Annotated in this window: 14 protein-coding genes; 1 reads left to right on the top strand and 13 read right to left on the bottom strand. The window is 60.8% G+C overall.

Going from position 1 to position 14,249, the window contains the following annotated elements; genetic code table 11:
* Positions 1-3: 3 nt before the first annotated feature.
* From HUW10_RS01645 to HUW10_RS01595, 11 genes are all read right to left on the bottom strand, one after another.
* A complete protein-coding gene (locus tag HUW10_RS01645; protein WP_174501927.1) occupies positions 4-399 on the bottom strand; it encodes a hypothetical protein in 396 nt (131 codons plus the stop codon).
* Positions 400-499: 100 nt separating this feature from the next.
* A complete protein-coding gene (locus HUW10_RS01640) occupies positions 500-1,468 on the bottom strand; it encodes an ATPase, T2SS/T4P/T4SS family (protein WP_174501926.1) in 969 nt (322 codons plus the stop codon).
* Between the two features lie 51 nt (positions 1,469-1,519).
* On the bottom strand, positions 1,520-2,035 hold the full coding sequence (locus HUW10_RS01635) for a type 4 pilus major pilin (protein WP_174501925.1): 516 nt from the start codon (positions 2,033-2,035) through the stop codon (positions 1,520-1,522).
* A 69-nt stretch (positions 2,036-2,104) separates the two neighbouring features.
* Positions 2,105-3,373, bottom strand: a complete 1,269-nt coding sequence (locus tag HUW10_RS01630) for a type II secretion system F family protein (protein ID WP_174501924.1) — start codon at positions 3,371-3,373, stop codon at positions 2,105-2,107.
* Between the two features lies 1 nt (position 3,374).
* Complete coding sequence (locus tag HUW10_RS01625) at positions 3,375-5,261, bottom strand: GspE/PulE family protein (protein WP_174501923.1); 1,887 nt, start codon at positions 5,259-5,261, stop codon at positions 3,375-3,377.
* A 33-nt stretch (positions 5,262-5,294) separates the two neighbouring features.
* Positions 5,295-6,650: a type 4b pilus protein PilO2 gene (gene pilO2 / locus HUW10_RS01620; protein ID WP_174501922.1), complete on the bottom strand. Its 1,356-nt coding sequence runs from the start codon at positions 6,648-6,650 to the stop codon at positions 5,295-5,297.
* Positions 6,650-7,429 (bottom strand): type IV pilus biogenesis protein PilP, encoded by a 780-nt coding sequence (pilP, locus tag HUW10_RS01615; RefSeq protein WP_174501921.1) that lies wholly within the window; start codon positions 7,427-7,429, stop codon positions 6,650-6,652. Before pilP ends, pilO2 begins: the two co-directional genes overlap by 1 nt.
* A gap of 5 nt (positions 7,430-7,434) precedes the next feature.
* Entirely contained in the window at positions 7,435-9,084 is a 1,650-nt protein-coding gene (locus HUW10_RS01610) for a secretin N-terminal domain-containing protein (RefSeq protein ID WP_174501920.1), read from the bottom strand.
* Position 9,085: 1 nt separating this feature from the next.
* Positions 9,086-10,096 (bottom strand): TcpQ domain-containing protein, encoded by a 1,011-nt coding sequence (locus tag HUW10_RS01605; protein ID WP_174501919.1) that lies wholly within the window; start codon positions 10,094-10,096, stop codon positions 9,086-9,088.
* Between the two features lie 124 nt (positions 10,097-10,220).
* Positions 10,221-10,580 carry a hypothetical protein gene (locus tag HUW10_RS01600; protein ID WP_174501918.1) on the bottom strand — a complete coding sequence of 120 codons (360 nt, stop codon included), beginning with the start codon at positions 10,578-10,580 and terminating at the stop codon, positions 10,221-10,223.
* A gap of 88 nt (positions 10,581-10,668) precedes the next feature.
* Positions 10,669-11,274 (bottom strand): hypothetical protein, encoded by a 606-nt coding sequence (locus HUW10_RS01595; RefSeq protein WP_174501917.1) that lies wholly within the window; start codon positions 11,272-11,274, stop codon positions 10,669-10,671.
* 170 nt (positions 11,275-11,444) lie between these two features.
* Between HUW10_RS01595 and HUW10_RS01590 the strand changes: the two genes are divergently transcribed.
* A complete protein-coding gene (locus tag HUW10_RS01590; protein WP_174501916.1) occupies positions 11,445-12,035 on the top strand; it encodes a hypothetical protein in 591 nt (196 codons plus the stop codon).
* On the opposite strand, the gene HUW10_RS01585 is transcribed toward HUW10_RS01590, so the two are convergent.
* Together HUW10_RS01585 and HUW10_RS01580 are read right to left on the bottom strand one after the other, a co-directional pair.
* Complete coding sequence (locus tag HUW10_RS01585) at positions 12,022-13,392, bottom strand: hypothetical protein (RefSeq protein ID WP_174501915.1); 1,371 nt, start codon at positions 13,390-13,392, stop codon at positions 12,022-12,024. The two genes, HUW10_RS01590 and HUW10_RS01585, sit on opposite strands and share 14 nt — an antisense overlap.
* Before the next feature lie 100 nt (positions 13,393-13,492).
* Positions 13,493-14,242, bottom strand: coding sequence for an HNH endonuclease (locus HUW10_RS01580; RefSeq protein WP_174501914.1), 750 nt, complete (start codon positions 14,240-14,242; stop codon positions 13,493-13,495).
* Between the last annotated feature and the right edge of the window lie 7 nt (positions 14,243-14,249).

The following is a 14,249-nucleotide window of genomic DNA, read 5'->3' as shown; positions in this document are numbered from 1 at the left end:
TGCTCAAATTCCAGACATGTTGACGTAGGACATGATGACTCCGCCCTGTGGCGTGGAAGCAGGGAGGCGGGTCGAGGAGCCACCGTAATAGGTGCGGTAGATCCCGCTCATGGCGTAGCCATAGGCAGCACTCCCCGCGAATGCTGGATCCGCGCCGCCGACACCACCGCCTGGAGGCACATACCAGGAGTAGACGCCCCATCCGCCGGGCTCCGAGACGATGTCATTGCCGGCGCCCGGCGGGATCTGCTGCCCCGGTGGTATTGCGAGGGCGCTATTGGGAATCGCCCCCTGCTGCAAGGCTGCCCCGGAGTGGATCACATTCTCGACGTAGTTCTCGACCGCTGTGTGGTAGGCGACGAAAGCAGCGGCATCCTGGTGCCGAGCGACATCATTCATCGAAGGCGGGACCGGAACTTGAGTGCCCACTGCGGCTTGCACCGACAAAAGGAAGAAGAAGGCGAACAGAGGGAAGATGTATTGGATCATCGCCAGCCCCTCATCTCGTGCTCATGAAATAATCACGCTGCCGCTGGATTGCGGTAGAAAGGGTCTGGATCTGATCTTCCCGAATGGCGTTGCGGATCGGCCGGACATCAGTATCCTTGCCTGTCAGCAGCAGCGGATCGACGGAGAGGATCATCTGGTTGGTCACCGTGCGTCCTGGCAGCGGGCTGTTGTCGATCTGGCCGTCATTCTCGGTTAGCGTAAGGTGGAATGCCGCTTGGAGGGCCTCAGCAAACAGCTCCTGTTCATGGCAGATCCGGTTGAAGCGGCGTAGGCCGATCTGAAGGCTGTTGGCGTGGAAGGTGCTGATCACGACCAGACCAGCCGCAGCTGCAAGCACGGCCTCCCGTGCAACCTCCGCAGAGCGGATCTCACCGATCAGGAGGATGTCGATCGCAGCACGTACTGCGTGCTTGATTTCGGCGGCGAACATCGCATCGGACTTCAGGTCGGTCTGGTAGCAATAGCCTTTGCCATGCTGCCCTTCGAGAGCCATTTCGGCCGGCGCTTCAATCACGCGTGCAACACCGCCAATGTCAGTCAGGCGCTCGATCAGGCAGGCTGCCGCCGAGCTCGTCTTGCCGGAGCCCTGTTGACCCATCATGAGGATCAGCCCGGACTTCAGCCGCGGCGAGACGATGTGCTGCGCGATCCGGCGCGGAAATCCGAGTTCGGCGAGGTTGCGGACAGACTGGCGCTTCCAGTTCCGGAGCGCGTAGATCGTGCCATCGATTCCGTTGATGCGCCCAACGCGCATGAAGTCACTGTGCCACTTGATGCGGAACTCTTCGCCCTTATCCTCGGCGACAATGTGGTTCCGCAGCTGGACAAGCTCATTGTGAAGACGCTCGGGGACCAAGACCCGCTCCTTGGAGTCGGAACGGGTCTTGAACCAGCAATCATTGGGCACCGGATGAATGTAGAGGTCCGAGAAGCCGAGTTCGAAAAGGGTGTCGCTCATGCTCTCGCCATCCGTATTGCAGCGCTCCGGGCCGGCCGGAGCGCGCCTGAATTACTTGCCGAAGGTGAACGCGAGTGTGTTGGTGAAACCCGTGGTGCAGGCTGTGGCGGCGTTGGTCGGCGTGACTGGATTGGATCCGGGGACGAAGTCGGTGCCGTTGATCGCGAGATCGTCATAGCCTCCGACGCCCTCGGCAACCTTGATGCAGGAGGACTGGCCCAGCGAGCTATAGGACACGGTCATCTGTGAAGGATTGCTGGCCGACTGCACGATGGAAATATTCCCGCCCCACCCGTCTGTGCCAAGATTGCCGGTGCTATCCACCAGGTTGCTCGGAATGGCTTTCTGCGCGATCAGGGCGGTACAGCCACCGGTCGAACAACTGAGGTTGGAGTAGTCCGCCTGTCCGTCATAGGCTTTCTGGATGTTCGAGGCGATGTCCGTGATCTGCGATACGGCGGTCTCAGCCTTCGAGCCGCTCGTAAGCTGGTCGCCGACAACCAGGACGCCGATCAGGATCGCGGCGATGATGACCGCCCGGATGATCAGCGGCATAAGGTCTTGCATTGAAGTTCTCCATGATTTTGCCGGCGTTCGGCAAGAACAATCCTAGATTACCAAACTGGTATTCCGATTTCAATGAAATGATGCGGCCATCGTCATTTGCTGCGAGATCGCGTTCATGCCGATTAGGACGAAGGCTGTGATGGACAGAAGGGCGATCTCTGCCACAAGGCCGAAGCGTTTCACGCGAGCCCTCATCACCTGATCAAACTTGACCGCCCAACGATTTGTCGCCACGGCCAGGCGTTCCGCCGAGTCTGAATATCCGTAGATGGACTCCATGTTGTCGATCATGTCTACGCTCGGAAAGTTGAAGCGCTTGCCGCGCACTCCAGCATGCGCCAATGCCATCGGCAGGGATCCACCCTCGCTGGACAGAACGCGTCGTGCCGCATTCAGGCGTTCCTTTAGCCATGGGTCAGCACTCAGAAGCTGCTGGCGTATGATCTGAATATCCGCGATCCCGGATTGCAGCATTGCGGAGAAGGTCATCAGCCATACATAGCCGCGGATGTCGCGGAATATGGAAAACGGCGGATAATCGTCCACGATAGCCCGTCCATAGCCCGTCCAGCGCGTCAGGGACAGCTTGAAGGCGATGGTGCCGGCGACCATGAAGAAGGGCGGCAGGAACGCCTGCCAGCTGTCACAGAACGCCGCCTCTGCATACAGGTATGCTCCTAGACCAGTCGGGTTGGGTAGTTCTTTCGCGAACTCGGGTGTGACCTTGATCCCGACAAACAGGAGGAAGGCATAAACCACGATTGCGTAGAAGGCTGGCGTGAGTGTCGCCGACCTAATCTGGTGTGCCAGGTCACGTTTGCGAACATTCATCTCGATGACGAGGTTCAGCGCCTTCGACATGTCGCCTGACGCCTCGCCGCCTTCGATGATGCGAATCTCCTCGGCCGGGACCCAAACCGCCAGGGCTGCACTCAGCGACGATCCGCCGCTGGTTAACCGGCGCAAAAGATCCCCCATAATCGAGGCGATGGTGCCCCTGCGACGCTCTTTGAGCCTGTCGCGGTAGATCTCGATTGCCGCGACATCGTTGCGCCCGTTCTCGATCGAGGTCGCGAGGTGCTCGTAGAATCGCTCACGTGCGATGCTGCCGAAGAAGGCGCGATTTATCGCCCCTTGCCACCCGGTGCTTACCGCCGGCCGGACCGTATTGCTCCGGAGCGCCCGTCGCATGGTAAGCTGCGAGCTCCTGCCAAAAAGCGCGATAAGGAAGCTGCGCTTCAATTCTGCCCAGAATCCTTTGCCTGCCTTTCGCTTGGTGCCCGACACGGCGGCGGCACCCCACGTCATCCTCATGCGAAGGTGGGTCATCAGGCTCATCTCAGTCTTCCTTCCCCATGGGCGTGATCACATCCACCGCCTCGGCAACGTGGCGTGGATCGAGTTCGCCTTTCAAAACACGGTGCATCGCATTCACGAGCATCGAGTTGTCCGACCCATCGCGCTTGCGATGGTTTCGGCGAGCCGTAGCGGTGTTGGTTCGGATAAGGTCATCCATCAACTCGGGTGTGGTTGCGACCACTTCTGCCACGGCAGTTCGACCAAGGATCCCGTCGAAATTGCAGTGCTCGCAGCCACCTTCTTCTTTCTGGAGGCGGATCTCCCCCGGGTCTCCGTAGGTGAGGATTGCATCGAGCATCCAGGGCGCGACCATGCTTTTGTGGTCGACCATCCGCACTGAGCAGTGCGGGCAGACGACGGGAACTATGCGCTGGGCTGCAATCGCCCGGATCAGCTTGTGATCGCAGTAGATCCGGCGGTTGAGCCGCTCGCGATCCATGATCTCGAGGCGATCAATGGCGAGAAAGGGGTCAGTGACGTGCAGCGTCGAGAGCACGAGATGGCCGGTCACGGCCGCGCTGATTGCTGCAAGCGAGGTATCCGCGCCGCGGAGCTCTCCCAGCAGGATGATTTCCGGGTCCATGCGGAGCATCACCCGAACGTAATTGGCAAACGCCTTCCCGGTGGTCGACTCGTCGATTGCCCCCACGATCGGGAGCTGCACGACCCAAGGCATCGGAATCTCCACTGGATCCTCTGCCGAGATCTGGCGTTTACCCGGAAATACCTGCGCGGCGTGCTTCATCATCAGGTTGAGTAGCGACGTCTTCCCGCTTCCGGTCGGCCCGGTCAGCAAGACAATTCCGTTTGGCGCCTCGACAGCCCGGAACAGCGTTTCCTGCTGGGACGGAGTCAAGCCGGTCCGAACCAGATCGACCTGCTCTGGGGGTGGTAATGGCGAAGCGAGATTTGAGGAGTATTTTTTGTCGAAGGATGGAGGTTTCGCCCGGACGTCGTATTTCTGAAGGCGCATCGACACGAAGCTGCCGTTCTTCTCGACGGGATATGCTGCGCCACGCTCAAGTCGGACAGATGAAAGTCCTAGCCTCGAAATGTCGTTCCCAGACAGCTGCGCACTCTGGAATTCGGTCGGCTTGAACGTCGACCTGACACCTTCGAAGCCCTGATAAAGCACTCGACTGATGGCGAGCCCCTCGACCTGGGGCAGCTCCTCGAGCACCTTGATCCGGCCTTTGTGACGGACATGGATCTCGGTCATCTCGGCGCGGACGTTTATGTGGATGTCGGTCGCACCGATTGCCGCGGCGTGTCGGAGAATGTCATACGCCTTTGCGCGGGCGCTATCACCGCCATCGTCACGACTAATCTCGGTCTCTACCTCCGTGCCTATGCCTTGCTTTCGGAGCTCGCTGAGCCCCTTCAGGTCTATCGGCTTCTGCACGAATGCCGGATCGAAGTTACGAACACGCTGAAACCAGCTGATGAACAGGGGATTCCCAAATGCGCGGTCCGTCACATAGACGGTCCGAGTGAGGGTATGTATTGCAACCTGGTCCTCGAAGCGGTCGGGCAAAGCGGGGAACTCGCGCTCCCGCCGCTTTGCCTCTTCCTCGCCACTGCCCTGCTCCTGTTGGGGACGGCGCGCTTCGCTGCCCTGCCGACGGGTTATCGCCTCCGAATTGGCCGCGGGGCGAGGAGCCCCCCCATTGTCGGTGCGGGTCGGCGAGGTGGCTGCGGTGGTGGAAGGGCGAATGCCGCCAGGTCGTGAGACCGGCTTGACCGGTGTGGGTTGTACAGCCTTGGGCTTCCGGCCGAGGTTTGGCAGAACGCGTGCCCGAACGATCGGTGCCGCCGGGTCTGCCGGCGTGGTTTGGAGAGCGCTGGCGATCGTTTGGATCAGTTTCATGGTCTGCTCGTTTTCTGTTTCGGGCGTTTTGCTTCAGGATGCGATGTCGGTGATCGGAGGACGCTTCCCATAGATCGTGCCGCCGATCTTCCAGCCCTTTTGCTCATGAATGATCGAGGTGATCCGGAAGCCCGGAATACGATTCCAGTCCGTGCCGGTCGGGCTGACCGGCCAGACAAAGCTGACGGTAGCGGTCGGCGGTGGCGGGATAGGAGGCGGCTTGTGGCTCACGGCGCGCTGATACAGGTCGCGTTTCTTCACCGGTGGGATGTGGATGATGACCGAAGATCGCTCGACGCCTGCAGACTGGAGGTAGATCCTGAGGTCGGCGATCGCGACACTGAGAATGACCGTATCGTTGCGGCTCTCCTGGGGGATCGGCAGCTTCACGGTGTTCACGATGGTGTTGCCGTCCGGACTGATTTCCCCTCGAGGCATGGCGGCGAGCGTCGCGCCGTCGGTACGCTTCCAGCCGACCGTGGCAGTGTCGTTGGTGCAAGACAGGTCAGCCACGGTCCAGCCATCGATCGAGACCGGCACCTGGCCAATGAGTGACATGCATGTCTTGGTGACGCTGTCGGGCATCGGCAGGCGGACAACAGGTGAGGGGGGGAGCTCGAGTGGGTGATGGGCAAGCCGCGCGCGCTCCGCCTCCAGGCGGGCTATGGCCGCTTGCCTGGCCTCCCTCACCGCATCGATGTGATGGCGGTAGGCGAAATACCCGCCTGCCAGGACAAGGCAGCAGGTGGCTATTGTCAGGTAAAGTGGGCGCCTGCTGCGGTTGAGAAACCAGACTTTCGGGGAGCGGGTCGCGAACTGGTCGATCAGAAGCTCAAGATGTTCGAGCGTGCCTTCCTTTTGCGTCCAGTCGCCACTCAGGCCACGATGCTCTCGGCGCAGCGCGTCAACGGTCTCCCGGTCAGCGACAATGTCTGAGCCGGGCATGATCTGAAACCCGTCACGAACCGCGACATACCAGTAGCGCTCCTCATCGAGCTGGTAGATGCCGAGCCACGGCTGCTTCACCCCCTGCGCGACAGAGGCTGCAAGCGATCGAATATTTCCTGCCGGCTTCAGTCCCTCGATGGGAAAGCCATAGCCGACCTGGACCGCTCCATCGACGATGCGCTGGACCGCCATGTCGGCGCCGATCTCGCGGGCGCGAGCGCGGATCTGGGAGTTGCTCTGGGGAGCCTCGCGGCTTTCCCAATCCATGCCGACAAGCCAGAGCCCTCCCGATAGATCGATAACCTGCGAGTTGGTCCACTCCGGAGCCCGTGTCACCGTCTGGCGCATGCTTTCACCAGATCGGGGCCCGTATAGCCCATCATGGCCGTCCCCGCCCGGGAGGTCGCTCATGTCCGGCAGATCGAAATCATCGTCGGCCATTAGTCGTTGCTCCCACCTCCATTACTGCCCGGGCGCGGCGGGATTGGCGGCGCACCTGGGCCGGGCACTCCAGCCGTAGGTGTGCCGCTCGGAAATCCATTTGCTTGCGGTGCCGTGCTGGACGAATTCTCATCTTCTGAAATCGGCTCTGGCGGCCCGAAGGTGAGCATGACGATTGACTTGGCATGCTGCACCCTGACCCCGGCCGGCGAGATTGAGACGACCTTGAAGCCATCCTGGATGGTGTCGCCCTGTCGGACCCGGATAATGTGCCCGTCGGGCATGATCATCATGGCTTCCAGGTTCCCGTTGAAGCCGACGATCGACTCTACGGTCGGGTACTGGACGGTCTTCGGGGTGGCCGTGGCCGGTTTTACTTCGGCCCGACCGAACTGCCCTGGCGCGGCGAACGGGAATCCGGGCTGGGCACCGACCGGCTGGAACTGAGCGGGCTTGCCATCCTTGGCTGCTTTTTCAGCCTCTCGCGCCTTGGCAATATCTCGCTTCAACTGCGCCAGCTTGAGCTCTCTTCCTGCGACGAAAATGGCCGCGTTCAGCTTGTCGAGCGTCTCGGTGGAGGCCGTGCCCGGCAGTCTCGCAATCAACTGCGCCGATGTCTCGTCATGCTTTGCCGCCGGCGCGACGCCTGTTGCGGAGGGCGAGGCAGTCGCGGCCTTGTTTGCAGGCGCTTTGACTGCCGCCGGAGTCGCGGACACCGTGCCGGCCCGGGCCAAGCCTGTGGCGGCAAGGATCAGCCCCATCGTCAGGGCGGTCGTCATTCTGTTCATTGGCGGAGAAGCCTCGTTGTGACGGTGATCGCGATCATCTGATTGTTGCGCGTCGCGTCCGCGCCGCCGCCAAGCAGGGCGAAGAAGGGCGAGCCGACGCCATTGTGGGTCGTCTGGTCGTTGTGCTGTTTGTAGCCAGTCAGCAGCAGGGTCTGGCCCGGGCGGAGCGATACCGCCTGGCTGAATTCCGAATTGTTGGAGGTCGGAACCTCGATCATGTTTGCGCCGCTGGAGACCTTCGTCAGCTGCTCCAGCGAGCTGAGCGTGATATTCATCGTCAGCATGATCCGTCCGTCGACCACCGAAGGTGTGAACAGGCCGGTGAAGCCGGTTGCGATATTGCCCGGGATCAGGGAGTTCGTGCTGCCAACATTCGCGGTGCTTGTCGTGCTGACCGCCGCGAGATAGCCGGTGTTCTTGGCAACCTGGATGGGGACTGGCTGATGATTCATCGTCACCACGTTCTGCTCGAACGTCTCGGTAACGGATCCGAGTGTTGCAAGAGCCTGAACCGCAGCAGTGGTGCCGGCCAACTGGGCATTGCCTGAGCCAATGAAGGCACCGAGCTGGAACGGGCTGACGCCGTTGCTGATGCTCGGTGCAGCGACGCCTTGCAGTGAGAAGCCATACCTGTTGGCCATCTGATTGAAGGCGACAGCCGGGTTGAAACCGTAATTCTGCTCATGGTTCCGGGTGATCGAATAGACATGAACGCTGATCTCGACCTGCTGTGCCATCGAGCGGTTGAGATTTCTCACCCAGCGGCTGACGCGTCCGACCTGGACCGGTGTCCCATAGACAGTGAGGCTGTTCATCGAGGGATTGATGGCGACCTTGGCGCCCGGGCCGGCAAGCGTGGTTGCCGTGGCCTGGATGCCACCCCAGACGTTCGATGAAGTCTGGGTCTTGATCGTCGTGGAGCCGTTATTGCTATTCGAGTTGTTTGAGGCACCGCCCATGCCGCCGCCCAGCTGCGTGTCGCCAAGCGCGCCACCGGCATTCGCGACGATGCTCATCTTCTCGGTCAGCGGCATATCCGTCACCGCGATCGAGAATGTCTTCGTTTCGTCGTGATAAAGGCGGACCGCTCCGTCCTCGTATTTCGACCAGACACCGTAGCGGGACTCCAGATAGGCCAGCAGGCCCTTGATCGTGCCGTTGTAGGAGATGGCGATGGCGGCGATCGTCGGGGTCTGTGATTGCTGCCCCGGGATCGTAACAGAGCCCTGGCCCGGAAGGCCCGGCAGCGAGAGCCCATTCCCGCCGGTTGAGCCGTTGGACGAAGTGCCGACATCGACGATCACGGGGATGCCTGTCTGGGCCGTGATCTTCGCTCCGATCTCTTGCAGGGAGTATTTCCGCTGCGAGATGATTGTGATCCTGTCTCTGGTGAAGACGCTCGGGAAGGTGTTGGACAACCGGACAATGTGATTGCCGAGATTCGGCAGGTTCGAGGTCGAGATCAACGGCGCATTCTCGGGCTTCGGGATCGCGTTGACCGCCGCGGCGGTATCGTTCTGGAATTTCTGCGCCGCTTTGAAATCAGCACATCCGCTCAATGCGGTGCTGGCGAGAGCGAGCGCGATCAGCGCCGAGCGACGAGGCGGGGAAAGACGGATCATGCCGGGTTCCTTGATCTGGCGCATTTCACTGATCACCCGGCCAGATGCCGGAGATCGTCGCTGAATTGGCGCCGGGAAATACGTTGTAGTGGACGTGGAAATCGACGTGTGAGGCGTGCATCGCACGGGCAACGGTATCGACGGCCTGCTGGAACGAACCGGTGATGCGGATCGTTTGCGGGATGATCAGCGTCTGGCCGTGGCCAGAGCCGTCCTGGACCTCCCAGTAGAGTTGGTACCCGGCCCGGTCACCCCATTGCTCGAGATCGTTCTTGAGCGAGGAACCCCGCTTCAGAATCCAGGTCTGCTCGACATGGACCGGTACGACACGCGCGACAGGGGCGGCCGGCGGCAGGGGGAGCCGCTGCGCGGTCGGCTTTATATCCGGCGCCGCCGCCGTAGCTGCGGGTGAAGCTGACAGGGGCAACCGGATCGGCGCGCGTGTGTTGGCGCGTCCAAGACTGGCAACCTTCACCGGTGTGGGGAGGTGATCGACCGTTGTCTTGACGGGTGCTTGCGCAGCCAGGATCTCCAGCCCGGATGTGGAGATAGCGCCACCGGGCTGAATCGCTACCGATGCGGAGATGGGCGGCCTGGGCGACGGCAGCTCCATAGAGGCAATCGAGAGGCCGGGGGATACGACCGCGCTGGTCTCACGGGGCGATGCGATGGCATGGACTGGATATGCCCGCACAGGCGCCGTTGCTGCAGTCGGATGGTCGCCAGCCCCCCTTTGCCCCGTGGCGATGCTGAAGATATGCAGTTTCCCGCCAGCATCCACGAATTCCAGGTGCGCGGGATGAAGGGCCGACTCTAGGACCGCGCGCCAGGAGGCACCGCCGTGCCACGAGACGCGAGTGTTTCGATTGACCGATCCATCGTAGCTGACCCTCTCGGAGTGCGGAATGATGGCTTTCACCGCGACGGTCAGCGGCTCGTCGCTGCCGAACCCGAAGACACTTGCCTGGGCCAACGTAGTGCCGAGAGACAGGACGGCGGTACTTGTCAGCAGAAAGGTGGCGAACGGCCTTGGCATATCGAGGGGACCCTGACGGATGTGGCTACGCGATCTCCCGTCAGTTTACCGCCTTGCAATATACAAATGCCAGAAATATTTCCACATAAACGCGATTTTTAGTGATCGCGTCCTTGCACGCTCCTTAGCAGGGGCTGGCACCCTGCTCGACGATGGTCACACCATCATCTGTGGGCAGGAATTCAACCGCCCGCGGTTGCTCACCTGCGGGCTCTGCCCCGAAGAGACTGGCGGCCAGAGACTTTACTGCAGTCGCGCCCTGATGCAGATCGACGGCCCTGTTGGAAATCCAACTGAAGGAAGCGGCAATTTCAGGAGTCAGCGCGAGGGCCGCTGAAAGCCTTGCGTCGTCACGAAGCGCCAGCGCGTGGTGCGAGGCGGCCAGGGCGATCATTCGGCCGCAAAGACTGTCCCCGCCCAACGCGCTGCTGGTGCGGGCGGTGGCGACTTCGAGATCGGCGGCGAATTCCGGATCGGCAAGCATGACATATCCATGTGGCATCTTCGCTATCAATATGAAGATGATGCCACAAATACAAGCAATATTATGCTTTTGAGGCGAATGGACCCGTTTATTCGTCCGGAAATCGTAGAGTTCTCGAGGGCATGCCTCTGGGTACAGACGCGGCTTTGGGAACGCTGGCGGAGATCTTCACCGAGTAGAGCCTACCGTTCAGGTTGGCGAGCAAGGACTTCCCGGCGTGGCTCGCGGCCCGCGCCGGGAAGGAGAACTCCCCGGAGATTTGCACGGGGCCGGGGCCGCCGTTCCTGGCGAAGACCGTGTAATGGACTAGCCGGGCCGGTCCGGTGATCATGGCACCATCATTGCCATCCAGCTGGTAAGCCCGGAGGCCGAAAGCGCCTATGGCCGCGGGCGATACTGCTTCGGCGCTACCAATGCGTGGTGCGAAGACGGCGAGTGTCTGGGTATCTCCTGTGGGATCGCCATGAGCGTCGACCGGAGTAATCTTCGCCATTACAGGCGCGGCCATCCCGTCGGCTGCCGGATCGCTGAGAGGCGCCGAGAACCCCAGTCGGCTCTGTGACATCGGGGAGGCATCGAAGGATGTCGGGCCAGCGTGCACGCTGGCCTCGGACTGGGGCGGCTGGGCACACCCCGCGAGGCCGATTGCCGCAATGCCGCCGAGAAAAATGCCGGTAAGGAGGTTCTGTTTCATGCCTGATTGTCCATGACTGAGCCTAGAATACCAAAACATGACGGCGGGACGCTAGATAAAAACGCGATGGCAAAGCAGCGTACGCTACGCAAGGCAAGGGGCACTGATTTCTTATTGAAAAATATGCAATAATAATTGTATTTTGAAAATGGATTTCTGGAGACCCTGAAATGAATCATACCCGCCTCTCCCTGCACGCGGCGGCGCTGCTGATGAGTTGTACCTCCGCTTTCGCCGGCGCGCCCACTCCAAAGACCAACAAGTTTATCTTTGCGGATGCAGGTAGCGGGTGGCGATTCATGCTCGGGCCTGGAAAGTCGCCCCATGCCATGCTCTGGCTCTATCGCGGACACCCGAAGGCCAGGATGACGTCGCCGGCAATCAGCATCGTCTGTCAGCGCGCCACCGGACAGCAGGCAATACTTATTGCCACCCCCGACCAGCCTGCCATCCCCCCCGGCAGGGTCTCTGCCATGATTTCCGTCGGCCGCGTCTCCCACTCGATTGGTCTGGTTGTCGGGCATCGCGCCGGCGTAATGACCCTAACGAGCAGCGGGACGGCGCCTGGCGCAATCGCGCGGGCCATGGGAGCGCTTCCTGTCGGGCAGCAGGACGCGCTGCGGGTATCGGTTCCGGGTTTGCGGACAATATCCATGCCTGTCGCGGATATTCGAGAAGACGCCACTATGGCGAGCGAGATTTGCGGGGCGTGGACCAGTGACGCAAGCCGCCGGTCCGGTCCGTTAATCAGCAAGCCTTGACCTTCTCCACCATCGCGGCCCGGTCCTCTCGGCTGGCGATGGGGTAGCGGTTCATCATCCACAGGTCACCGGCCTCACGCGTCAAGATTTTCCACGCCAGGCTTCGGGTTTCGGTGTCACCCCCCCATATCCGCTGCCTGAGCAGGGCGGGGCTGACGGGCTGCGTTACCTCGACAATGGCCGGGACCATGCCAAGCTGAAAAGCAGTCAGAAAGAGCTCGAGATACCGCTCCTTTGGCATGTAGCACCTGACCTGGCCGTTGCCGTAATTGGCGACGCGGAACCCGGACTGGTGAAGCGCCATGGCGAGACGGAACATTTCGACCTTGTCGTATGCTTTCAGCCATGCGCCCTGCCAGGTTGTGTGAGCTCGGCGATACTTGGTCCCACTCTTGATGGACTTCCCCACCGTCGCACTGCGCCAAAGGGTGTCCACTGCCACGCCCGCCGACCAAGATAGCGACCCACTACCTTCCGCGACCAGTGACCGCACAACATCGGGGAGTTGCGAGCTTAGGTGGTTGTAGGCCGACCCGATGTAGGCGCTGCGAATTTCGATGTCCGCGAACGTCGCCAGTGCGGCGAGCTCCGGATGTGTTGCCCAGCTTCGCTGCACCTTGACACCGCGGGAGCCAGAGACGTTCCAGCCAAAAATGGGGGCATAGCGCGGGTCTGCGCGGTGGACGACGATCTCTGCCAGGACGGGACGATCGAGATGAATGAGATCCGGGAGGGGTGGAAGGTCGGCTCCTCTTACATGCTCGAACGGACCAACTGGTGCCGGTGAGCCCAGAAGCCTGATGGCATGATCAAGCCGAGGCCGGCGTACCGCAATCGTTTCCAGTGATGGGCCCCAAGGGACGGTGGTATGAGAAATGTTGGAATAGGCGACATTCGGTTTCAGGATTTCGAGGGCGTCCCCTTTGGGATAGTCGAAAGGGGGGAGGATGCCTGCCAAGTCGGCCGCAAGTGTCGGCTCTGAAAAGTAGCTGCCGGCGTCCCTGTCAGGGCAGGTAAGTTTCAGAATGCCTCGGACTATTCTCATCGCATGGTTGAAGACTGTGCCACAGACCCTGGCACACGCTTCTGGATCTATGTTTTTCTCGTTGATATCCCACTCTGCCATGATCTCCTTTGGCGTGACACTCAAATAGCTTGAGGGGCGGATATTCGAAGAGAATCGTCCATGCTCGTGATATGCCTCGTAGGGGCAGTCGCTCCACCAGAGGACGTCACTTGGCAGTTCAGTCTGATCGATGAATTGTATGGGTGCTCCATTATCGCCGAAGCTCGCCCAGCCCGATGTCGGGGATGTTTTGCTGTCAAAGATTATCGCGCCGAATTTCTTGATTTCCATGATACCCACACCTGAATTCCGTCAACCGGATCAGAAATTCGAATTTTCGCCGCCCTCCTGCACGAGCCGACGGCGGTTCGCCGAAAATTCGAATTTCTGATCAGAACCCTCCGTTGAGCCGCGTCGCGTACTGCTGAAGAAGGGGCATCCATGAAACCGGCATCGCGCCGCCATAAGGCCCCGAAACGTCGATCAAGTGGGCAATCATCTCAGCGGTGGTGTCCCGCCCCTCCGGCGTCTCTCGCTTGCCGCCTGTTGGAACAAGGCGGATCCCATCGATTAGGCTCTGCCGATCCTCGTACGCTTCGGGGTCCCGGGCAGCGAGGTCGAGCAGTGCCGAGCCGAGGTGCATCGGAGAGCTTGAGCCAAAGGCGTGAGCCACCAGTCCGGACCGGACCGCGAGCGCGCCTTTCAAGGTGTCGAGCATGGCTCGGTAGGCAATATTCTCCGGAACCGGCGCGTTGGGCGGCATCCGGCTCAACCACATTTCGAGAGCCAGCATTGACCTGATCATGTGATTGATCTGGATTTGGCTCATCTCTGGTATCCAGCAGAGCGTGGCGAGATTGCGCCGCGCTGCGGCGCCAAGGTGATACGAGAGATGGCAAAACGAGCAGATCGTGCGCAGATTCGCCGGATCGTTGTTCAGGTGGTCGTCATCGATGTGCGCGATTTCCTGCCACTTTGTCGACCGCAGTCCGCAGTGCTGGCAGGTATGATCGTCACGGACGAGAACTTCTCGCCGGATTCTGGACCAGTTCGGATCTGCGATCGCGAACTGGTCATCATCCATCAGCCAGGTATCCGGCCGAACTGAAATCTCGAGCGGGATGAGTTCGATGTCATCCATGTTTCGA

It is taken from the genome of Acidiphilium sp. C61, from assembly GCF_905116885.1.
In the GTDB taxonomy this organism is placed as follows: Bacteria; Pseudomonadota; Alphaproteobacteria; order Acetobacterales; family Acetobacteraceae; genus Acidiphilium.
The sequence above is the reverse complement of the archived record's forward strand: the minus strand, read 5'-3'. Positions and strand labels throughout refer to the sequence as shown.